The 21231-nt window shown below is 68.6% G+C and carries 23 protein-coding genes; 9 read left to right on the top strand and 14 right to left on the bottom strand.

Annotated features, from left to right (window positions below; genetic code table 11):
- Nucleotides 1–334, top strand: a 334-nt coding sequence (locus J7024_RS25775; protein ID WP_234745585.1) for an SDR family oxidoreductase, incomplete at its 5' end; no start/stop codon positions are given.
- A gap of 30 nt (nucleotides 335–364) precedes the next feature.
- On the opposite strand, the gene J7024_RS25770 is transcribed toward J7024_RS25775, so the two are convergent.
- Nucleotides 365–1342, bottom strand: coding sequence for a LysR family transcriptional regulator (locus J7024_RS25770; protein ID WP_199569061.1), 978 nt, complete (start codon nucleotides 1340–1342; stop codon nucleotides 365–367).
- Nucleotides 1343–1476: 134 nt separating this feature from the next.
- Between J7024_RS25770 and J7024_RS25765 the strand changes: the two genes are divergently transcribed.
- The 3 genes from J7024_RS25765 to J7024_RS25755 all read left to right on the top strand — a co-directional run bounded on the left by J7024_RS25765 (nucleotide 1477) and on the right by J7024_RS25755 (nucleotide 3891).
- Nucleotides 1477–2193 carry an SDR family oxidoreductase gene (locus tag J7024_RS25765; RefSeq protein ID WP_124826339.1) on the top strand — a complete coding sequence of 239 codons (717 nt, stop codon included), beginning with the start codon at nucleotides 1477–1479 and terminating at the stop codon, nucleotides 2191–2193.
- Nucleotides 2194–2401: 208 nt separating this feature from the next.
- Nucleotides 2402–2737: a putative quinol monooxygenase gene (locus J7024_RS25760; protein ID WP_175796613.1), complete on the top strand. Its 336-nt coding sequence runs from the start codon at nucleotides 2402–2404 to the stop codon at nucleotides 2735–2737.
- Nucleotides 2734–3891, top strand: a complete 1158-nt coding sequence (locus tag J7024_RS25755; RefSeq protein ID WP_124826337.1) for an iron-containing alcohol dehydrogenase — start codon at nucleotides 2734–2736, stop codon at nucleotides 3889–3891. Before J7024_RS25760 ends, J7024_RS25755 begins: the two co-directional genes overlap by 4 nt.
- A gap of 55 nt (nucleotides 3892–3946) precedes the next feature.
- Here J7024_RS25755 and J7024_RS25750 read toward each other — a convergent pair whose 3' ends face one another.
- The 3 genes from J7024_RS25750 to J7024_RS25740 form a co-directional block, all read right to left on the bottom strand.
- Nucleotides 3947–4477, bottom strand: a complete 531-nt coding sequence (locus J7024_RS25750; protein WP_124826336.1) for a hypothetical protein — start codon at nucleotides 4475–4477, stop codon at nucleotides 3947–3949.
- Nucleotides 4447–4860, bottom strand: coding sequence for a hypothetical protein (locus J7024_RS25745; protein WP_233410088.1), 414 nt, complete (start codon nucleotides 4858–4860; stop codon nucleotides 4447–4449). Before J7024_RS25745 ends, J7024_RS25750 begins: the two co-directional genes overlap by 31 nt.
- 159 nt (nucleotides 4861–5019) lie before the next feature.
- On the bottom strand, nucleotides 5020–5925 hold the full coding sequence (locus tag J7024_RS25740; protein ID WP_124826335.1) for a LysR family transcriptional regulator: 906 nt from the start codon (nucleotides 5923–5925) through the stop codon (nucleotides 5020–5022).
- Between the two features lie 378 nt (nucleotides 5926–6303).
- Between J7024_RS25740 and J7024_RS25735 the strand changes: the two genes are divergently transcribed.
- Together J7024_RS25735 and J7024_RS25730 are read left to right on the top strand one after the other, a co-directional pair.
- On the top strand, nucleotides 6304–6561 hold the full coding sequence (locus J7024_RS25735) for a hypothetical protein (RefSeq protein ID WP_234745584.1): 258 nt from the start codon (nucleotides 6304–6306) through the stop codon (nucleotides 6559–6561).
- A gap of 179 nt (nucleotides 6562–6740) precedes the next feature.
- The gene (locus J7024_RS25730) at nucleotides 6741–7325 is read left to right on the top strand and encodes a putative glycolipid-binding domain-containing protein (RefSeq protein WP_234745583.1); all 585 of its coding nucleotides are present in this window, start codon (nucleotides 6741–6743) and stop codon (nucleotides 7323–7325) included.
- A gap of 27 nt (nucleotides 7326–7352) precedes the next feature.
- Here the strand turns inward: J7024_RS25730 and J7024_RS25725 are convergent, their stop codons facing one another.
- Nucleotides 7353–8342 carry a sulfonate ABC transporter substrate-binding protein gene (locus J7024_RS25725; protein WP_124826332.1) on the bottom strand — a complete coding sequence of 330 codons (990 nt, stop codon included), beginning with the start codon at nucleotides 8340–8342 and terminating at the stop codon, nucleotides 7353–7355.
- A 205-nt stretch (nucleotides 8343–8547) separates the two neighbouring features.
- Nucleotides 8548–8955 carry a DUF427 domain-containing protein gene (locus tag J7024_RS25720; RefSeq protein ID WP_124826331.1) on the bottom strand — a complete coding sequence of 136 codons (408 nt, stop codon included), beginning with the start codon at nucleotides 8953–8955 and terminating at the stop codon, nucleotides 8548–8550.
- Nucleotides 8956–9290: 335 nt separating this feature from the next.
- On the opposite strand from J7024_RS25720, the gene J7024_RS25715 reads away from it, so the two are divergent.
- A complete protein-coding gene (locus J7024_RS25715) occupies nucleotides 9291–10952 on the top strand; it encodes an ABC transporter substrate-binding protein (RefSeq protein WP_124826330.1) in 1662 nt (553 codons plus the stop codon).
- A 55-nt stretch (nucleotides 10953–11007) separates the two neighbouring features.
- On the opposite strand, the gene J7024_RS25710 is transcribed toward J7024_RS25715, so the two are convergent.
- The 6 genes from J7024_RS25710 to J7024_RS25685 all read right to left on the bottom strand — a co-directional run bounded on the left by J7024_RS25710 (nucleotide 11008) and on the right by J7024_RS25685 (nucleotide 16923).
- Nucleotides 11008–11955, bottom strand: coding sequence for a TauD/TfdA dioxygenase family protein (locus tag J7024_RS25710; RefSeq protein WP_234745582.1), 948 nt, complete (start codon nucleotides 11953–11955; stop codon nucleotides 11008–11010).
- Between the two features lie 186 nt (nucleotides 11956–12141).
- Nucleotides 12142–13098, bottom strand: coding sequence for a TauD/TfdA dioxygenase family protein (locus J7024_RS25705; RefSeq protein WP_234745581.1), 957 nt, complete (start codon nucleotides 13096–13098; stop codon nucleotides 12142–12144).
- A 177-nt stretch (nucleotides 13099–13275) separates the two neighbouring features.
- On the bottom strand, nucleotides 13276–14112 hold the full coding sequence (locus J7024_RS25700; RefSeq protein ID WP_234745580.1) for an ABC transporter ATP-binding protein: 837 nt from the start codon (nucleotides 14110–14112) through the stop codon (nucleotides 13276–13278).
- A gap of 35 nt (nucleotides 14113–14147) precedes the next feature.
- Nucleotides 14148–14975, bottom strand: coding sequence for an ABC transporter permease (locus tag J7024_RS25695; protein WP_124826326.1), 828 nt, complete (start codon nucleotides 14973–14975; stop codon nucleotides 14148–14150).
- A gap of 23 nt (nucleotides 14976–14998) precedes the next feature.
- A complete protein-coding gene (locus tag J7024_RS25690) occupies nucleotides 14999–15841 on the bottom strand; it encodes an ABC transporter permease (protein WP_124826325.1) in 843 nt (280 codons plus the stop codon).
- A gap of 14 nt (nucleotides 15842–15855) precedes the next feature.
- Nucleotides 15856–16923, bottom strand: coding sequence for an ABC transporter substrate-binding protein (locus J7024_RS25685; RefSeq protein WP_124826324.1), 1068 nt, complete (start codon nucleotides 16921–16923; stop codon nucleotides 15856–15858).
- A gap of 218 nt (nucleotides 16924–17141) precedes the next feature.
- Between J7024_RS25685 and J7024_RS25680 the strand changes: the two genes are divergently transcribed.
- On the top strand, nucleotides 17142–17516 hold the full coding sequence (locus J7024_RS25680) for a phage protein NinX family protein (protein WP_175796611.1): 375 nt from the start codon (nucleotides 17142–17144) through the stop codon (nucleotides 17514–17516).
- A 28-nt stretch (nucleotides 17517–17544) separates the two neighbouring features.
- On the opposite strand, the gene J7024_RS25675 is transcribed toward J7024_RS25680, so the two are convergent.
- A complete protein-coding gene (locus J7024_RS25675) occupies nucleotides 17545–18540 on the bottom strand; it encodes an ABC transporter substrate-binding protein (protein WP_124826322.1) in 996 nt (331 codons plus the stop codon).
- Between the two features lie 140 nt (nucleotides 18541–18680).
- A complete protein-coding gene (locus tag J7024_RS25670; RefSeq protein ID WP_124826321.1) occupies nucleotides 18681–19559 on the bottom strand; it encodes a LysR family transcriptional regulator in 879 nt (292 codons plus the stop codon).
- 100 nt (nucleotides 19560–19659) lie between these two features.
- Here J7024_RS25670 and J7024_RS25665 point away from each other — a divergent pair, with 100 nt between their 5' ends.
- Entirely contained in the window at nucleotides 19660–21228 is a 1569-nt protein-coding gene (locus tag J7024_RS25665) for an MFS transporter (RefSeq protein WP_234745579.1), read from the top strand.
- Nucleotides 21229–21231 lie beyond the last annotated feature (3 nt).

Raw genomic sequence — 21231 nt, 5'->3', positions numbered from 1 at the left:
GACCGGCGGCCAACTGGCGGATCGTCCGTCGGCGCAGGGTACGTCCGTGATCGCAGCCGCCGTGCGTGGTGTCGAGGCGCTGGCGCAGTCGCTCGCACTCGAACTCAGGCCGATTCGCGTGAACGTCGTCGCGCCGGGTTTCGTCGCTACGCCGCTGTATGACGCGTTCGGCCCGCAAGCGCGCGACGCGATTCTCGGCGACGCCGCAGCGGCGTTACCGGGCGGACGCGTCGGACGCGCCGACGAAGTCGGGGAAGCGATCGCTTTCCTGCTGGGCAACGGCTTCATGAACGGCGAGATCCTGCACATCGACGGCGGCGGCCGGCTGGTGTGACGCCGGCGCGCTTCGCACGGACCGGATGCCTCAGCCGGTTGCGCGCGAACCCGTGCCGCGTGCCGACGCGCGCGGCGGGCGGGACTCCGGATACGCGCGCTTGCATGTGTCGGTGACGGTATCGCGCAGGCGGCGATGCACCGGGTCGCCGTGCATGCGCGGATGCCACAGCACCGAAACGAGGATCCCGGGCAGTCGAACCGGGACGTCGAAGCTGCGCAGCCGCAGCGCTTGTGCGAGCCCCGGCGTGAATGCATTGCCGAGGCTCGAGCGCGGCACGAGCGCAATCAGGTCGGTGCCGGCCGCGACGCGCATCGCATCGGGGTAGCCGGGCACGACGACATGAACGTCATGAGTGGACGCGAGCGGGCCTGTCGCATCGTCGGCCGGCCCGCCGAAATCGCCCAGTTGCGATGCGATCACGTGACGGCACGCCGCGTAGCGCGCGGGCGTGATCTTGCCGGATGCGAACAGCGGATGCCCGGCGCGCGCCACCGCGACGTGCCAGTCGTGAAAGAGCGGGCGCGTGTGCAGTTCGGGCGCGTCGTCGCCGCGTTTGCCGATCTCCAGATCGACCGTGCCGTTGCGCAGCGGCACCGGGTCGCGATCGGGCTTCGAGACGAAACGCACGCGAACGCCGGGCGCGATGTCGCCGATCGCGGCGACTACCGGGCCGGCGAGCATGTCCATGAACGACGCCGCCGCACGCACAGTGAAGGTGGCCGCGAGCGTCGACATGTCGACGTCGGCCGTGGCCGGCCGCAGCACCGAACGGGCGTCGCTCGCGATCGCATGCACGCGATCGCGCAAAGCGGTTGCGTGCGGCGTCGGCACGAGCTGGCGTCCGGCGCGCACGAGCAACTGATCGCCGGTGGCGGCACGCAGCCGCGTGAGCGTGCGGCTCATCGCGGACGTGCTCAGCCCGAGCCGGCGCGCGGCGGCGGTCACGCTGTTTTCGGTCAGCAGCACGTCGAGCGCGGCGACGAGGTTGAGATCGATGTTTTCCATAAGGGGGCAGCATACGGCATTGAGCCGTTTGGCATGGCCTTCGATGCAACTATTCCTTGAGTTCGGTGCGTCTGGTGCTCATTTCCGCGCGCATCTATAGTGACTGCATGACGGATTTCCACACAGGCAGAACCATGCAATCGACTGTATCGAACCCAGGCGCACCCTCGATTCTGCTCGTCGCCGCGTCGCGAGGGCTCGGCCTCGCGATGGCGGAGCAATTCCTGAACAAGGGCTGGCGTGTCACGGGCACGGTCCGTGAAGGGTCGGGGCGAACGAAACTGCACGAACTCGCCGAGCGCTTCGACGGCAGGCTCGAGATCGAGACGCTCGACATCTGCGATCCGGAACAACTGGCCGCGCTGCGCGAGCGTGTGTCGGGCAGGCGCTTCGACATGCTGTTCGTGAACGCCGGAACGACCAACGACCCGAACGAAACGATCGGCGAAGTGACTACCGGGGAATTCGTGCGCGTGATGATCACGAATGCGCTGGCGCCGATGCGCGTGATCGAGACGCTTCAGGATCTCGTGACCGGCGATGGCCTGATCGGTGCGATGTCGTCGGGGCAAGGCAGTGTCGCGAACAACGTCACCGGAATGCGCGAGGTCTATCGCGGCAGCAAGGCCGCGCTGAACCAGTTCATGCGCAGTTTCGCGGCACGCCAGACCGGCACGTCGCGTGCGATGGTGCTGATGGCGCCCGGCTGGGTTCGCACGGAACTCGGAGGCCCCGACGCGCGACTGACCATCGAGGAAAGCGTGCCGAGCCTCGTGAACGTGCTGATCGGAAAACAGGGGCGGGCAGGGCTGGAATACCTCGATTACCTGGGGCGCACCGTGCCGTGGTAGTGGCCGGTGCACCGGTGACGACCACCGTACGCGAGAGACGACCGCCATCGGCGCGGCCGGCATTCGACAGGTGCGCGGCGGGCTGCGAACGTCGCGCCGATTCAATACAATGCGACGTCGGACCGTCTGCCCGATATCGTGGAGACGATCGCCGCCTTCCTGAACGTCGGCCCGTCCTGACGGGCCCCTGTCGAACCCGGAGCGCAGCATGAACGAGCCTTACCTGCAGGTCATCGCCCATTACTTCGCGAAACCCGGCAATGGCGACCGCGTGATCGAGTTGCTGGCCGAACTCGCACCGGCCACGCGCGCCGAGCCGAAGAACCTCGACTACGCGTACTTCCGGTCGCCGGCCGACCCCGACCACGTCGTGATCCTCGAGCGTTATCGCGACGCCGACGGGCTCGACGCGCATCGGGAAACGCCGCATTTCCAGCGAATCGGTGTCGGAGCGATCATTCCGTTGCTCGATCGCCGCGACGTGACGCGCTACATGGTGCGGCCGGACACCGGCACGGCGACGCCACCGGGAGACAGCCGATGAGCCCGTTTCAATTCCGTACCGTTCCGACGCAGATCGTCGAATTCGGCGCCGCGCGCCGGCTCGGCGCGCTGTTGCGCGAACGCTTTCCGGCGCTTGTGCGGTTATGCGTCGTCACCGACGCGTTCCTGCATCGCAGCGGCGTGCTCGCGCCCGCACTTGAGAGCCTCGCCGCGCACGGCTGGCAGGTGACCGTGATCGACGACGTGATCGCGGATCCGCCCGAACACGTGGTGCTCGAAGCGACCGAGCGGGCGGTGGCGGCCGATGCCGAGATCGTGCTCGGTCTCGGCGGCGGCTCGTCGATGGACGTCGCGAAGCTGATCGCGGTGCTCGCGCCGGGCCGGCAGGCGCTGGCCGACATGTACGGCGTCGACAAGGTCGCGACGTCGCGGCTGCCGCTCGTGCAGATGCCGACCACAGCCGGTACGGGCTCCGAAGTGACGGCCGTGTCGATCGTCACGGTCGGCGAGGCGCGCAAGATGGGGGTCGTGTCGCCGCACCTGTTCGCGGACGTTGCAATCCTCGATGCCGAATTGACACTCGGGCTGCCGCGCGCGGCGACGGCGGCCACGGGCATCGACGCGATGGTGCATGCGATCGAGGCCTATACGTCGTCGCGGCTGAAGAATCCGGTGTCCGACATGCTGGCCGTGCAGGCATTGACGCTGCTGTCGCGCAATCTGCTGAAGGCCTGCGACGACGGCACCGATCGCCACGCGCGCGAAGCGATGCTGGTCGGTGCGATGTTCGCGGGGCAGGCGTTCGCGAACGCGCCGGTCGCGGCCGTGCATGCGTTGGCCTATCCGGTCGGCGGCATTTTCCACGTGCCGCACGGGTTGTCGAACGCGCTCGTGCTGCCGCACGTATTGCGCTTCAACGCGCCGGCCGCCGCGCCGCTGTATGCGGAACTGGCAGCGATCGTCGCACCGTCGGCGACGGGCAGCGACGAAGCGAGGACGCAGGCGCTGATCGACGAGATCGATCGCTTGATCGTGGCGACGGGCATTCCGAACACGTTGCGCGAAGTCGGGATCGGCGAGGGCGACTTGCCGAGGATGGCGTCGGACGCGATGCTGCAGACGCGCCTGCTCGTGAACAATCCGCGCGAAGTGACGGAAGCCGACGCGCTCGCGATCTATCGGCAGGCGTGGTGATGCGCCGGGCGTGAAGGCGCGGCGGTTGACGGCGCGATGCCGCCGGCCGGCCCAATTATTTCAGATCGGCATCCCGGCAGGTCGATTCGAGCTCGCCGTCGAAGTACTGGTACAGGTGCACGAGCAACGTGTTGCTGCCGACCCTGCGGCCGAGGTAATGCGTGCCTTCGGTCGACGTGCAGGTCGAGAACGCAAGCGGCAGGCCGCCGGCGAGCACGGCTTGCGGATGCGCGCCCTGATGCACGAAGCGCGCCTCCCCGGCCACGCCGAAACCGGTCGTATCCGCCGGGACCGACTTCGGCAGCGACAGCGCATACGCGGCGATCGTGCGGTCGTCGTGCAGCGCGTCGAGAATCTGGTTGCCGGGTTTCGCGGCCGGCCCGGCGATCGTCGCGCAGCAGCGCGCGATACCCTTGCCGTCGTCGGGCAGAATCTGCAGCGACGTGCCCACGGGCAGATGTGTGTTCGGCGTGTAGTAGACGCCATCCGCGACCACGCCGACCTGCTGTGCGCGCGATGCGACAGGTGCGGCGAGCGTCGCGAGTGCGGCGGCGATCAGGAGCGGACGAAGCGGTCGGATGGGCATGATGGCGGCGATGATACACGTCGCCGACATGTGCGGCGAGGGCCGGTCGCGATCGCGACGACGCACGCACCGCCTGCCGCATCGGCCATGTGCGATACGCACGCACATCCCGGCGCGATCGCGACGAGCGCGCATGCTGCCCACGGCGTGACGAGCAGCGCGTCGCGTTCGACGAGCACGCCGCCGAGCGCTGAACCGGGCGCGGTGCGCCGTTCGATGCGCCCGACGAACGCGATCGCGACGAGTGCGGCGAGCCCGAACACGGCGGCGAGGATCGTGGTGAACGGGCCGGCGGAGAGGGCCGGCGGGATGCCGACGCAGACATTTTCGGCGACGCCGGCCAGAAATACGGCGGCGGCCAGCAGGTATACGCGAACGTCCACGCCCGAACCCTCCTGTACGTACGACGCGATGGCACCGGCAAGGACGGGGCCGCATCGGATCGAATCGACGGACGGGTTTCGAGGCGAGGCTTCGATTATCCCGGAAGGCAAGACGGTACCGCCCGCCCGGCCGGCGATGCAAGCATCGGCGTGCGACGCTTACCGCTCGTGCTTCGTCAGCAGTGCGGGGATTTCCTGCTTCAGCAGGTCGACGATGACCCGCACGCGCGGCGGCAGCGGCCGTTGCGCGACGAGCACGTTCAGCGCGAAGTTGGGGATCGTGTATTGCGGCAGGATCTCGACGAGTTCGCCGCGCGCAACCGCATTCACGCACGCCGGCTGCTGCACCACGCCGATACCGCCGCCGGCCACGATCGTGTCGAACATCGGGCGCCAGTGGCTCGTCGTCATCGCCGTCTGGATGCGCGCGTATTCGAGCGTGCCGTCTTCGCCTTGCAGCGGCAACTGCTCGTTCGCGAAGATGCCCTTGACGCGGATGAACGGGTGGTTCGCCAGATTCGCCTTCGTTACGATCGGGCCGTGGCGGTCGAGATAGGCGGGGGCGGCCACGAGCACGCGGCCGATCGCGCCGAGCGCGTGCGCGACAAAGCCGCCGTCGCCGAGCTGACCGACACGGAGCGAGATATCGACCCCTTCGGTGACCGGGTCGACGATGTTGTCGTTCAGCACGAGGTCGATGTGCAGTCGCGGATACGCGGTGCGGATATGGATCAGCGCCTTCGCGACGACGACTTCGCCGAAGCATTGCGGCGCCGCGATCCGGATCGTGCCGCTGAGCGTGTTTTCCGCCTTCGAGACCGATGCGACCGTGTTTTCCGCCGCATCGAGCAGTTCCTTGCTGCGTTCGTAGAAGACCCGGCCTTCTTCCGTGCACGTGAGCGTGCGTGCGCTGCGCATCAGGAGCCGCGCGCCGAGAAATTTCTCGAGTTTTTCGATACGCTCGCTGACGGCCGGCTGGCCCATGTCCAGATCCCGCGCCGCGCCCGACATCGTGCCGCGCTCGACGACCCTGACGTAGATGCGCATCGTCGCCAACAAATCCATGAAGTCGAGCCTCTTGTCTGATTAGTGTTGGTTTGTAATCTGGATCGAAATCATGGGATTGATTTCCGATTGGTGCGTAATGCGTCGCCACTCGATGCCTCTTCCGGAAAATAAAACGAATTCACGACTGTCCGGAAATTGTTTCGCATCTCGATCCGATTTCCCAATCGCAAGATAGTACTAAAGGCCCTTTCCCCGAAAGATGCCCGCAAGGCCGATATTTGATATCGGTCGCGCAGACTACCGCCAAACCGGGAAGCATCGTCACCTTCGCCGCGACCTGCCTGCCTCGACGGGAATGAAGCGATCCGCGCGTGGGTCGCGGTTCACGAAAAGGCAGCCGCATGCGGCAAGTCGACGCGCAACACGCGCCGGCGCGTGGCGCGCGGACTGCTCGCGCTCGGTGTGGCCGCGACGGGTTTCACGGCAGCGACGCCGGGCGCATCGTCGTATGCGTCGGGTGGCGCTCGGCAACTTTGCACGAACGGGATCACCTGTTCCATCTGCACTCGAAGGACGGTCCGATTCCGTAACAGTAAGTACAAGGTGCTGTTCGACCAGGACCGGCTGGCACGCACGTTCCCGTGGAAGCCCGCAAGCTGCGCGGACGCGCTCGGTCAGGCCGACGGTTCGTAACGCGCCGCCCGCCGTTCGCTTCCAGCGCGAGCGGGGGTGCGCGTATTGTCCTGCGCGGGAGGCGGCCCATCGTCGTGTCGCGCAACCACGTGTGTTTGCCGGCGCGGTGAGCGAAAATCGATCTCCGGTGCAATCGCATCGATCGCACCGACAGCACGCCTCGACCGACAGGAGACGACATGACGCAACCGGACGAAGCGGCGCGCACGCGCTGCGTTGCATGGCAGATCGAGCAGAGCTGGCAGGCGGTCGAATGGTGCCGGCTGGCCGAGTCGCGCACGTGCATCGACTTGTCGGGCTCGGTCGCGGGCGCGCTGGACGGCACGCCGTTTCGCGCCGACTATGCGATCGTGTGCGATGCGAACTGGCTTACGCGGTCGGTACGCCTGAACTACCGGTTCGGCACGGCACCGCCTGTGCAGCGCGATATCCGGTGCGAAGCAGGGCGATGGACGATCGACGGTGCCGACGCGCCGGCGCTCGAAGGCGCGACCGACATCGATCTTGGCTTCAGTCCGTCGACCAATACGCTGCCGATCCGGCGTCTCGGGCTGGAGGTCGGCGCATCGACCGTGATCCGCACTGCATGGCTGCGTTTTCCGGACTTCGACATCGTGCGCGGCGAGCAGCGCTATGCGCGTACGGCGAAGAATGTGTACCGCTACGAGAGCGGCACGTATGCGGCCGACATCGAGATCGACGATGCGGGCCTCGTCACCGATTACGACGAATGGCGGCGCATCGGCGCGGCGCGCTCACCGTAATCGCGTTGCAGCGGCAGTACGTCAACGTCAGCGCGCGTTGGCTACCGTCACCTTGCCGGGAATCAGCTTCAGCGTGCTGAACGCATCGGCGATGTTCTGCTGATACGCGAGCGTCGCGTCGGTGATCGGCTGCACGCCGTAGCCGGCCCGCTTCAGCGCGACCTCGAGCGTCGGCGCGTCGAGGCCGACGAGCGGCGACAGTTGCGCGGCGACTTCCGGAATATGGTCGCGTCCCCAGCGGTCGACCGCGTCGACTTCCTCGAGCAGCGCGCGCACCACCTGCGGCTGCGCGGCCGCATATTTGCGCGCGGCGAGGTAGTACTGCGTGTTGCGCACGAGCCCGTCGCCGTTCGCGACGACGCGCGCGCCGAGCTGCCGTTCGGCGGCCGCCAGATACGGATCCCAGATCACCCACGCGTCGACGCTGCGCTGCACGAACGCGGCGCGCGCGTCGGCGGGCGTCAGGTAGATCGGCTGGATGTCGGCATACGCGAGGCCCGCGTGCTCGAGCGCCTTCACGAGCAGGTAGTGCACGTTCGAACCCTTGTTGAACGCGACCTTCTTGCCGCGCAGCTGCGCGACGTTGCGGATCGGCGAATCGGGCAGCACGACGATCGCCTCGCCTTGCGGCGCGGGCGGTTCGTTGCCGATGTAGACGAAATCGACGCCGGCCGCCTGCGCGAAGATCGGCGGCGTTTCGCCGACCGTGCCGACATCGATCGCACCGGCGTTCAGCCCTTCGAGCAATTGCGGGCCGGCCGGAAACTCCAGCCATTGCACCGTGACGCCCTGGCTCGCGAGCCGCTTCTCGAGCGTACCGCGCGCCTTGAGCACGACGAAGTTGCCGTATTTCTGGAAACCGATGCGCAGCCGCGTGCCGCCTTGCGCATACGCGGGCAGCCCCGCGAGAGGTCCGAGCGCGAGCCCGGCCAGCCCGGCGGCCGCGCCATGCAGCAACTGGCGGCGGCGCGGGTTCTCCGGGGTCGTTTCAACGTGTGCGTGTGGCGTGTCGTTCATCGAGGCGTCCTGCTTGCGGGTTCACGGGCCGCGCGTGCATGCGGCGCGGTCGGCTCAGGACGGAGCCGGATGCGGGCGATGCGCGCAGCCGGCCGGCCCGCGCCGGATTCAGGACGATACGGCCGCGCAGGTTGGCGGCCAACCAATGAATCCGCATATGCAAATCAGCGGCGGGACAAAGGGTCGGTAGGGGCGGCGGCCAGCCTCAGTCGGTGCCGAGCGGGCTTTCCGCGATCGAGTCGACCCGATCCGGATAGAACGCAAGATGGGCGCGAATCGATTCGACGGCCGGATGCGGATGCTCGTACGTCCATACCGCGTTGGTCGCGCGCGCGCCGCCGGCCGGAATCGAGTAGTACGCGCAATCGCCCTTGTACGGGCAGTACGTTGCATGATCGGTGCGTTCCAGCAGCGCCATGTCGGCATCCTCGCGCGGGATGTACAGCACGGCCGGATAGCTCGCCTCGCGCAGCGCCAGCGCGCGACGCGTATCGGCGACGACCTTGCCGGCCACCGTGACGACGACACGCGACGGATGCGGCTCGATCGTGATCGGATGATCGGGGCCCGGCGACTTCACGGGACGAGGGGGCGTATCGGGACGGATCGACATCGTGGGTCCTCCAGGAAGTGACGGCGCGCCCGGCAGGCGCGCCGCGCCGGAACGTGCGCGCCGGGCGGACGCCCGCGCGCCGGTGCCGGCGTTGGCCAACCGATACGATGCGCCAATTCGGAGAAAGCTGCAGGGGGACGGAAGGCGGTGCGCCAGGCGTGCCGTATCCGCGTCGCGCCGCCGGCTTCCGACGCCCGCATGGACGATCTCATGCAACGGCAGCGGGATGCATTCGCCGCGATAAGCAACGCCGAATTAATTGGTAAGCGATCGGCGGCATGCGCGCGAAGATCGGCGGTCGTCATTCACGTGACCGTCTTTTTCCTTCCGCCATCATGAAGATTCCATTCGCATCATCCGCCGCGCGTCGTGCGCGGCGCGCATCGCATGCCGGTGTGGCGCTACGCTGCGTGGCTGCATCGCTGCTGCTCGCCGGTACGGCTTCGCACGCGTTCGCCGCACCGGCCGGCAAGACGCTCGTGTACTGCACCGAAGGCAGCCCGGCCGGCTTCGATCCGGGCCAGCACACGACGAGTACCGATTTCGACGCGAGCACGTATACGGTCTACAACGGGCTCGTGCAGTTCAAGCGCGGCACGCTCGATCTCGTGCCGTCGCTCGCGACGAGCTGGGACGTGTCGCCCGATCAGCGTGTCTATACGTTTCACCTGCGACACGACGTGAAGTTCCAGACGACCGCATGGTTCAAGCCGACGCGCCCGTTCCAGGCGGACGACGTCGTGTTCACGTTCCGCCGGATGCTCGACCCGGACGATCCGTTCCGCAAGGCCTACCCGGTCAGCTTCCCGTACTTCAGCGATCTCGGCTTCGATCGCAACATCGAGCGCATCGAGAAAGCCGACGACTACACGGTGCGCTTCGTGCTGAAGTCCCCCGACGTCGTGTTCGTGCGCAATCTTGCGATGGCGTTCGCCTCGGTCCTGTCGGCCGAATATGCGTCGCAGCTCGCGGCGCGTCATCGCGAAGCCGATATCAACCAGTTCCCGGTCGGCACGGGGCCGTTCCAGTTGCGCACGTACCAGAAGGATGCGCTGATCCGCTACGACGCGAATCCCGACTACTGGAAACCGGACGACGTGAAGCTCGCGCATCTGGTGTTCGCGATCACGCCGGATCCGGCCGCGCGGCTGCAGAAGCTGGTCGCCGGCGAGTGCCAGGTGTCGGCGTTCCCGCGTCCGGCCGATCTGGAGACGGTGCGGCGCGACCCGAAGCTGACGCTGTTCTCGGGGATGGGCTTCAACGTCGGTTTCGTCGCATACAACACGCAGCATCCGCCGCTCGATCGCGTCGACGTGCGGCGCGCGCTCGATATCGCGATCGACAAGGCGGCGATCATCAAGACCGTGTTCAACGGCGATGCGAAGATCGCGACGAACCCGATGCCGCCGTCGCAATGGTCGTACAACCCGCGCCTGAAGGACGCGCCGCGCGATCCGGCCGCCGCGAAGGCGCTGCTCGCGCAGGCGGGCTTCCCGAACGGCTTCGACCTGACGCTGTGGGCGATGCCGGTGCAGCGCCCGTACAACCCGAATGCGCAGTTGATGGCGCAACTGATCCAGCAGGACTGGGCGAAGATCGGCGTGCGCGCGAAGATCGTCAGCTACGAATGGGGCGAGTACAACCGCCGTGCGAAGCACGACGGTCAGCACGACGCGATCCTGTACGGCTGGTCGGGCGACAACGGCGACCCCGACAACTGGCTCGGCACGCTGCTCGGCTGCGACGCGGTGCACGGCAGCAATCTCGCGAAATGGTGCAACGCGGACTTCGAGCGGCTCGTCGATGCGGCGCGCACGAACGCGGACGTCGCGAAGCGCACGTCGCTCTACGAGCAGGCGCAGGTCGTGTTCAAGGATCAGGTGCCGTTCACGCCGATCGCCACGTCGATCGTGTCGCTGCCGGTTTCGAAGCGCGTGCACGGGCTCACGTTCTCGCCGCTCGGCGGGCACCGGTTCGACGGCGTGTGGCTGGATTGAACGAAGGAGACAAGCCCGGCGCGCGCGTGCGCGCCGGTTGTCGCCGCGACGACGGTCAGTTCAGTGCGACCGCCGCGGCCGCCTCGACGGGCGAACCTTCGAGTGCGACGGACGGGCGGCCGTCGGGACCAATCGGCACGTCGCCGACGAGCGTCGTGCGATAGAGCTGACGGTCGAAGTCGAGATCGAAGATGTCGACGGGCGCGAGATGTGCGGTCGAGCGATTGTCCCAGAACGCGATGCTGCGCGGCTCCCACTTGAAGCGGATCGTGAATTCCGGGCGCGTCACGTGTTCCCACAGCAGTTCGAGCAATGCCTGGCTTTCGCGCGGCGTGAGCCCGACGATCGACTTCAGGAAACTCGGGCTCGCGTACAGCGCGCGTTCGCCGGTCTCCGGATGCACGCGTACCAAAGGATGCTCGGTCACGAGCGGGTGGCGCTCGACGGCTGCGTCGAACGCACCGGTCGCGCGGGCGCCGGCCGGCGGCGTGAAGCGATGAATGCCGCGCAGGCTGTCGACGAAGCCGCGCAGCGGCGCGGACAGCGTTTCATAGGCGCGCATGAGGTTGGTCCACTGCGTGTCGCCGCCGTACGGCGGAATCGTCACGCCGCGCAGGATCGATGCCCACGGCGGATTGACGGCGGCCGTCACGTCGGTGTGCCAGCCCGTCCACGGCCGGCGCACCGGTTCGCCTTCGAAGCGCGTCGCCTTGCGGTGCTTCGCGATCGAATAGATGGCCGGATGACCGTCGACGTGCCCGAATACCGGGTGGCCGACCGTCGGCTCGCCGAACTGCGCGGAGAACGCGACGTGCTGCTCGTGCGTGAGGAATTGCTCGCGAAAGAAGATCACGCGCCACGTCAGCAGCGCCGCGCGAATCGCGGCGATCTGCGGCGTGGTCAACGGTTGGGTGAGGTCGACACCGCGTATCTCCGCGCCGATGTGGGCGGACAGCGGAATCACGTCGACGGGCTGGGCGGCGGGTTCGAGTAGGGCGCTCATGCAACGCTCCTGGCGGAAGTGGACGGGGTGGACGGCCGGCGACATCGTTGCGCATGCACGCGTCGGCCCGGCGGCGGGAAGGTCATGGTCGGATCCTCCGGTCGGGAATGCAGGGATACGGTGATACGGCGATGCAGAAGCGGTACCGCGCATGGCGGCAGCCGGTGCCGCCGCCATGCGCGAACCTTACTGCAGCGTGGCGCCCGGTCCCTTCAGCACGACGCTGCGGCGACCGTCGATGCCGACCGGCACGTCGCCGTGAACGGTCGCGCGACGCACGACGCGGCGCGCATCGCCGTAGTCGTTGATCGCGTAGTGCTGCGTTGCGCGGTTGTCCCAGATCGCCACGTCGCCTTGCTGCCAGTTCCAGCGCACGGTGTTCTCGAGTCGCGTCACGTGTTCATGCAGCACCTGCAGCAGATGCGCGGAATCCTGTGACGACAGTCCCTTGATCTTCTGCACGAAGTGCCCGAGCACGAGCGTGCGCTCGCCGGTCTCCGGATGCACGCGCACGACGGGATGCTCGGTCTCGTAGACGGTCGACGTGAACACTTCGCGGTAGCGCTTCAGTTGCGTGTCGTCGGCATGCACATGCGTCGACGCGTAGTCGTATGCGTTCGTGTGCAATGCCCATAGCGTGTCGGTGAGGGCGCGCAGCGATTCCGGCAGGTGCGTGTAGGCGGCCGCGGTGTTGGCCCACACGGTGTCGCCGCCGAACGGCGGGATCACGACCGCGCGCAGGATCGACACCTTCGGGTAGGCATCGACGAACGTCACGTCGGTGTGCCACGAGTTGGCGCGCGCGCCGTGCGCGGAATCGAGTTCGAGCAGATGCGCGCTGCCGTCGACGGACGGCACGGTCGGGTGCGCGACGGTGTCGCCGAAGCGGCGTGCGAACGCCTCCTGCTCGGCGTCGTCGAGATGGCCCTGGTTGCGGAAGAACAGTACCTTGTGGCGCAGCAGTGCGGCGTGGATCGCGTCGAACGTCGCGTCGTCGAGCGTGCCCGACAGCCGGACGCCGGCGATTTCGGCGCCGATCCGGCCGGCGACCTGGCGAAGCTGAAGCGGATCGGCCGCCGTGCGTGGCGCGGCGGCGTGCGAAGCATGCGATGACGGGTGAGCGGCGTGCTGGACTTCGGACATCGGGAGTCTCCTGGTCGGGTCGGTTGAGTCTCCATTCAAGCAGGGACCGCGCGGAACCGGAACCGATGAATCGTCACAACCTTAGCGTGCGTCGCGATGATCGATATGTGTCGTCATGCTGAGCGAATCGCGCGCGACAGACCGCGCTGCCGCGCTACGCAGGCCGTGCCGCGCGTGCTACCACGCGAGCCGCCATTCGCCGATCCGGTGCACATCGGCCGCAGCGATCGGGGTTCCGCCATCGCCTGGCGGCCCGCGATCGTCGAAATCGGCGAGCACCGTGTCGCGCAGCCGCGCGAATTCCGTGGAATCGCGCCGGCGCGGCCGCGGCAACACGACGTCGACGATGCGCTCGATGCGCCCCGGGCGCGGCGCCATCGTGACGATGCGGTCACCCAGATACACGGCCTCGTCGACGTCGTGCGTGACGAGCACCATCGTGATGCGCTCCTGCTCCCAGATGCGCAGCAGTTCGTTCTGCATTCGCGCACGCGTCTGCGCGTCGAGCGCGCCGAACGGCTCGTCGAGCAGCAGCACGCGCGGACGGTTCACGAGGCCGCGCGCGATCGCGACACGCTGCGCCATCCCGCCCGACAACTGGTTGGGGTACGCATGCTCGAAGCCGTTCAGCCCGACGAGCGCAATGTGCTCGGCCACCGCGCGCCGCTTTTGCGCGGCATCGAGCGGTGCGTTGCGCAACGCGGCCTCGACGTTCTGCGCGACGGTCAGCCACGGAAACAGCCGGTGATCCTGGAACACGATCCCGCGCTGCAGCGACGTATCGCGCACGAGCGCGTCGCCGGCGCGGATTTCGCCCGCATAGTCGGTATCGAGCCCCGCGATCAGCCGTAGCAGCGTCGACTTGCCGCAGCCGCTCGCGCCGACGATCGTCACGAACTCGCCGGCGCGCACGTGCAGCGACACGTCGTCGAGTACGGCGAGTGTCGCGCCGCGTTGCGCATAGCGCTTGCTGACATGGAGGATATCGAGCGAATCGGAAGCGAGTGTCGTCATGGCGGAAAGGGAAGCGGCAGGAAGGAAGAGGGCGGTTACCGTTGCAGGTCGCCGCGGCGGGCGAGTGTCTTGCGCTCGATCGCGCGTGCGACCGCGTTCAGCGCCCAGCCGGTCACGCCGACGACGATGATCCCGAACAGCACGAGGTCCATCCGGAACTGCTCGCTGCCGTCGATCAGCGTGTTGCCGATCCCGCTGCCCGCGACGAGCAGGTATTCGGCGCCGAGGGTCGCTAGCCACGAATAGATGAGACCGAGATACAGCCCGGTGAAGATCGACGGCAGCGCGGCGGGCAGGATCACGTAGCGCACGAGCTGAAGCCGCGAGTAGCGCAGCGCGCGTGCGACGTCGACATAGGTACGCGGCACCGCGTGAATGCCGTCGCACGTATGCGCGGCAACCGGCAGCAGCGCGGCGAGCGACAGGAACACGACCTTGGCGACGTCGCCGAGGCCGAACCACACGGAAATCAGCGGAATCCACGCGAACAGCGAGATCTGCTTGAACGTGTCGAAGCTCGGCCCGACGATGCGCGCCGCGATGCGCGACAGCCCGAGCGCGGCGCCGAGCAGCAGGCCGCCCGTCGCGCCGATCGCGAAGCCGCACGCTTCGCGCGCGAGCGATGCCGACAGCGCACGCGCGAGCGCGCCGCTGGTCGTCTGGGTCCACGCGGTGTGCAGCACGTCGGCCGGGCCGACCAGCAGTCCGCTTTTGACGAGATGCGCGGCAGAGATCGCCCACCAGATCGCGAGCGCGGCGAGCGGCAGGACGAAGCCGCGCCAGTCGGGCGCGGACAGGCGGCGGGTGAGCGCGGGCGCGGCGGCCGGCGCGGCGTTCGGCGTGGACGTGGCGGAAGGCGGCACGGAAAAGGCTCCTTGAATCGGGTTCAGCCGCGGAACGCGGACGGCACGCCGCGGCGCAGCCGGGCTTCGAGCGCGTCGAGCAGCCGGTTGATCACGAAGCCGACCGCGCCGACCACGATCACCGCGGCCATCACGAGATCGAGCTGGAACAGCTGGCGTCCGTACACGATCAGGTAGCCGAGCCCTTCCGACGATGCGACGAGCTCGACGACGACGAGCGCGAGCCACGATTTCGTGAACGCGAGCCGCAAGCCGGTCGCGAGCGTCGGGATCGCGGCGGGCAGCACGATATGGAGAATGCGCTGGCGTCGCGTGTAGCCGAAGATGCGTGCAACTTCGTCGAGTGCGGGCGGCGTCTGGCGGAAGCCCTGCAGCGTGCTCAACGTGACGGGGACCAGCGCCGCATGCGCGATCAGCAGGTACTTCAACGGTTCGCCGACGCCGACGAGAAGCAGCAGGAACGGCAGCCAGCCGAGCACGGGAATCTGCACGAGCGCGTTGAAGCTCGGCAGCACGTACGCTTCGAGCGTGCGCGACAGGCCGAGCGCCGCGCCGGTGGCGAAGCCGAGCAGCGTGCCGACCGCGAAGCCGACCAGCACGCGCTGCAGGCTGATCAGCGTGTGCCGTGCGAGATCGCCGCTTGCCGCGAGTTCGGAGAGCGAGTCGGCCACCTGTTCGGGCGGCGGCAGGATCTGCGGTGCGATCCAGCCGCGCGCGCTGCCGACGGCCCACAGCGCGAACAGCAGCGCGGGCAGCGCCCACGGCGCGAGCAGCCACGCGACGCGTTTCGCGGCCGCGGTGCGGGACGGCCGTGCGGCGAGCGCATGCGGGCCGGACGGCGAAATCGAGATCGCGGTGTCGCTCATCGGGGCGGGTCCGGTCAGGAGAGGGGTTTGCCGGTCGCGTCGTAACGCGGCCAGTAGTGTTCGAGCTTCTGCGCGCGCAACGCATTGTCGAGATACTTCGGCTCGAACCAGCCGTCGATGTCGACCGGCTGGCGGATCAGCTTCAGCTTCAGCGCATCCTGCGCGACGGCCTTGTAGCGTGCGATCACGAACGGATCGATCAGCGGCGACAGCCGGTCTTTCAGGCGCTGGTTCGCATAGTCGGCCTGCCACGATACATACGGCACGCCGCTCTTCGCCCACAGCTTGAACAGCGCATCGCGGTTCGCCTCGTCGGACGACCATTGCGCGCCCTTCACGAACGCGTTGACGACGCGCTGCACGATGTCGGGATGCGCGCGCTCGAAATCGTCGAGCACGAGCAGGTGGGTCTGGCGCGTGAACTGCGGGCCGTCGTTTTGCGATTCGTAGATGATCTTCGCGAGCCCCGCGTCGCGCAGCTTGTACAGCTGATAGTCGCCCACCGATGCGTCGATGCCCTTCGATGCGAGTGCGGCGAGCGCACTCGCGGAGTCGAGATTGATCACGCGCAGGTCGCGCTCGCTCAGGCCGTTCTTCGCGAGCGCGTTGTCGGCGACGAGCTGCAGGTTGGTGCCGCGGAAGATCGACACGCGACGGCCTTTCAGGTCCGTGATCGAACGGATGTCGGAACCGGGCGGCACGGCGATCTTGATGCCCGAGCGCACGCTCGCGGCGAGCAGCAGGTGCGTCTTGATCCCGTTCGCGCGCGCGAGCACGGCCGGCAGGTCGCCCTGGTAGGCGAAGTCGAGCGCCTTGTCGGCGATCGCCTCGTTGACGGCCGGGCCAGCGCCCTTGAAGAACAGCCACTGCACCTTGATGCCGTCGGCCGCGAATTCCTTTTCGACAAGCTGCTGGAGCTGTACGGTGGCCCCGCTCGACCCACCGAAGGTCGGCGGATCGCCGGCGCCCTGCTGGGCGACGCCGATGCGGATGGTAGTGGGCTTGTCGGCGTGCGCGGCGGCGGCGGGCAACGCAACGAGGGACGCGATCAGCAGCGATCGCAGCAGGCGCAGTGGAAGCATGAATCGATCGGTCAGGAGAACGTTGGGAAACGCGGGCCGGGGCCCGGTGCGTCGAATCATTCTCGATGACGCGTCCGGCGGCGGACAAGCAACGATTTGAACTATGCTTATCGCGTGGCGGCGGGTGACGAAACCCGCCGCGATCGAATGCAGCCGGTGCGGCTGCTCGGGCAACGAACAGCGCGCCTGCCGCTCACGCGACGGCCACGGAGACAGCCATGCAAGTCCACGACCTGACCGGCCCGCCGCTCGATTTCTGGGTGGCGATGGCGGAGGAGCTCGGTGCGCCGCGCGTCGATGCCACGGGATGCACGGTCGTTCGCGAGCCGGGCGGTGTGCCGATGCCGTATGCGCCGTCGTCGGCGTGGGCGGATGGCGGCCCGCTCGTCGAGCGGCTGCCGTTCGCTGAGTTCGAACGCGACGGCGGCCGCGGCGCGTGGCGCGCGGTGCTGCATCGCGCGGTGCCGGCGGCCGGCGAGCGCTGCACGTTCAATCAGTCGGGGCCGACGCTGCTGGTCGCCGCGATGCGCACGCTGGTCGCATCGACGTTCGGCGACGACGTGCCGGATCTCGACATGTCGAAGCCGCGATAAGCGCGGTAGTCTTCGGGCTGCCGGCCCGTTACGCGGCCGACAGGTTACGTACTGCGATCGACGCGACGTCGACGCGTTTCGGCAGGATCGCATCGGCCGCCGCGCGATCGGCGACGCGCTGCAGCACGTCGATGTCCGCGCCGGTGAGCGCGCGTTGCGCGAGCGCCGCGCGGCGTGCGATGTCGGACGCCGCATCGCGCGGCAGGCGCGTGAGCGACGCATAGACGCTTGCGTAATCGGCCGGATGGGCGAGCGCCCACTGGCCGGCGCGGGCGAGCCGCGCGAGCACGTCCGACAGCGCCGCGCGCTTCGCCCGATCGTCGAGCGTGTCGACCGGCGACGTGAGGAACGCGAGCCCCGAATTGATTCCGCTGCCGTCGCGCACGATGCGCGCGCCGCGCCGCACCACGTTTCCGTAATACGGGTCGAAGGTCGCCCAGATGCCGATCTGCTTCGCCTCGAACGCGGCGAACGCATCGACCGGCAGCACGAAGCGCACGTCGACGTCACCCGGCGCGAGGCCGTGTTCGCGCAGTGCGCCGTAGAGCTGGTATTGCGAGATGCTGCCGCGCGCCGACGACACGACGACGGTGCGCCCCTTCAGGTCGGCGACCGTGCGGACCGGCGAATCCGGTTGGACGACGATGCCGAGCGACGCCGGCGAACCGACGCGCGTCGCGACGATCCGCAGCGCCGGATCGCCGAGCGCGGCCGTCAGCACGGGCAGGTCGCCGGCCGGTGCGAGATCGATCGCGCCCGCGCGCTGCGCTTCGAACAGTGGCGCGGCACCCTGGAAATTCGCCCAGCGAAACCGGTATGGCGCGCCGTCGAGCACGCGCGCGGCTTCGGCCAGCGCGCGCAGGCCGCCGGCCTGGTCGCCGAGCACCAGCGTGACGTTCGACAGGTCGGAGCCGGCCGCGTGAGCGGAGGTGGACAGTGCGGTGGCGCCCGCAAGCGGCGCGGCGGCCAGTGCGGCCACGCGCAGCAGTGCGCGGCGGCGGGCCAGGGCGGGGGACGAAGTCATCGGCGGCAGGTCCTCGGAGATCCGCGCGCGGGCCGCGCGGCTGCCGGGCAGATTACGGAATCGGTTTTGCGCGGGCAAACATCGAATCGCGAAATGCTTATTCGCGTATGGAAATGGCGGGGCGCGGCGGCGCGGCACACTCACACGGCCGCAGGCATCGCACGCAGGAACGCCCGCACCGCGGGCGCCTTCTCGAAGCGCCGGTGCGCGAGCGCGAGTTCGGACATGATCGGCTTGCCCGCGATCGGCCGGTACACGACGCCCGGCAACGATACGCAGCCGGCGAGCACATCGGGGATCACGGCGACCCAGCCGTTTACCGAGACGCACGCGAGCACCGCGAGCAAGCCGCCCGGCCGCGCGGCGATCAACGGCGCGAAGCGGCCGCGGCGCGCGACTTCGAGCGTGCCGCGTTCCTGTTCCGGCACCGCGAAGCGCGCGTCGGCGAGATCGGCGGCGCGCACGGTCGTCATCGACGCGTAACGTGAATCGGCCGGCACGGCCGCGACGAACACGTCGCGCTGCAGCGTGACGATTCGCAGCCCGCCGGGCAGCGGCAACGGCGGGCGTACGTATGCGAGATCGAGGCGGCCGGCGTCCAGCTGCTTCGCGACGTCGTCCATCGGCACTTCACGCAGGTTCAGTTCGATGCGCGGGTGCGCGGTGCGGAATGCGCCGACCGTGCGCTGCAGCGTGCCCGAATAGACGGCCGACGACACGTAACCGATCTCGATCCGGCCGAGTTCGCCGCGCTCGGCCAGCGCGGCGAGTTCGCGGCCGCGCTCCAGGTGCTCGAAGGCGGCGCTCGCCTCGGCGAGAAACGCTTCGCCGGCCGCGCTCAGCGTCACCTCGCGGCGCGACCGATGGAACAGCCGCACGCCGAGCAGCCGTTCGGCTTCCTGGATCTGCCGCGTGAGCGCGGGCGGCGCCATGTCAAGCGCCTCGGCCGCGCGCGCGAAATGCAGATGTCGCGCGACGCCGAGGAACGCGCGGACGTGGCGGAGTTCGAGTGGATTCATGATTGTAATTTTCGTCAATTAAATGGCATCAGTATGTCAATGACCGGTAATACCGATCAAGCCTAGCATACGGGTCTTCCATCCTGGTTCGGAGCCGCCGATGTCCGATTTGTCCCCTGCGCCGCACACGGGCGCGTCCGCCGCCGCACGCGTGGGCACCCGCCTGCCGGCGGCCGCGACGCTCGCGGTCGCGTCGGCGACGTGCTCGCTGATCGTGCTCGACACGAACGTCGTCGCGGTATCGCTGCCGAGCATCGCGCGCAGTTTCCATGCGAGCTTCGCCGACATCGAATGGGTCGTGAGCGCGTACATGACCGCGTTCGCCGCGTGCCTGCTGCCGGCAGGCGGGCTCGCGGACCGGTTCGGGCGCAAGCGGATGCTCGGCGCGGGGCTCGTGCTGTTCGCGCTCGCGTCGCTCGGCTGCGGCATCGCGCGGTCGGCCGGCTGGCTGATCGCCGCGCGCGCGGTGAAGGGCGCAGGCGCCGCGCTGTTGCTGACGGCCGCGCTCGCGGTGATCGCGAACCGTTTTCCGGGCGGGCGCGAACGGGCCCGCGCGTGGGCGATCTGGGGGATGTGCATGGGGATCGCGACGGCCGTCGCGCCGCTCGTCGGCGGCGCGATCACGCAGTGGATCGGCTGGCGCTGGGTGTTCCTGCTGAACCTGCCGGTGTGTGCGTTGCTGGCCGTCGGCGCGCGGGTGGCGATCGACGAGTCGCGCGATCCGCACGCGAAACGCGTGGATGCGGCGGGCAGCCTGCTGTTCGGCGCGGCACTTGCATGCGCGATCGCGGCGCTGATCGGCGCGCCGTCGCATGGCTGGCTGGCGGCCGCGACGCTCGGCCGGCTCGCGCTCGCCGCCGCGCTGCTGGCCGCGTTCATCGGCGCGGAGCGCTGGCAGGCGCGGCCGATGATCGATCTCGCGCTGTTCCGCCAGCCACGCTTCGTCGGCGCGGTGCTCGCGATGTTCGGCTATGCGGCATGCGCTCAGGTGATGATGACGTTCCTGCCGCTGTACCTGCAAAACGCGTTCGGGATGTCGGCGATCGACGCGGGGCTCGGGATGCTGCCGTTCGCGGCCGCGATGATCGCCGGGCCGTCGCTCGGCGCGATGCTGGCGGCGTGCGTGTCGTCCGGCGGTGTGCTGGCCGGGGGGCTTGCGCTGATCGGCGCGGGCAATCTCGCGACCGCGGCGCTGACGGTCAGTGGCGACTACCGTCTCGTCGCGCTCGGCATGTTCGTGACGGGGTGCGGCGCCGGCATCATGAATGGCGACACGCAGAAGGCGATCATGGCCTGCGTGCCGCCGAATCGCACCGGCATGGCGTCGGGCATCAGCACGACGACCCGCTTCTCCGCGATCGTGACGGCCGTGGGCCTGCTCGGCGCGGTACTGGCCGCGAGTACCCACGTGCAGCTCGACCGGCTGCTGTCCGTCGCACCGGGGTTGCGCGCGTTCGCCGATGCGTCGTTCATGTCGAGCCTGCTGGCCGGTGACCTCGCGCAGGCGCTGGCGCGCGTGCCGCCCTCGGCGGCGCGCACGCTTGCGCAGGCGGCGCCCGCGGCGTTCGCGAGCGGGTTCGCCGCCGCGCTGACGGTGAGCGGCGTGCTCGCGCTCGCCGCCGCCGTCGTTTCATACAAGTTGCTTACACAACCGATTCGCGACGCGTGATCA

This window comes from Burkholderia sp. WTPI3 (assembly GCF_021483755.1).
Classification (GTDB): domain Bacteria; phylum Pseudomonadota; class Gammaproteobacteria; order Burkholderiales; family Burkholderiaceae; genus Burkholderia.
The sequence above is the reverse complement of the archived record's forward strand: the minus strand, read 5'-3'. Positions and strand labels throughout refer to the sequence as shown.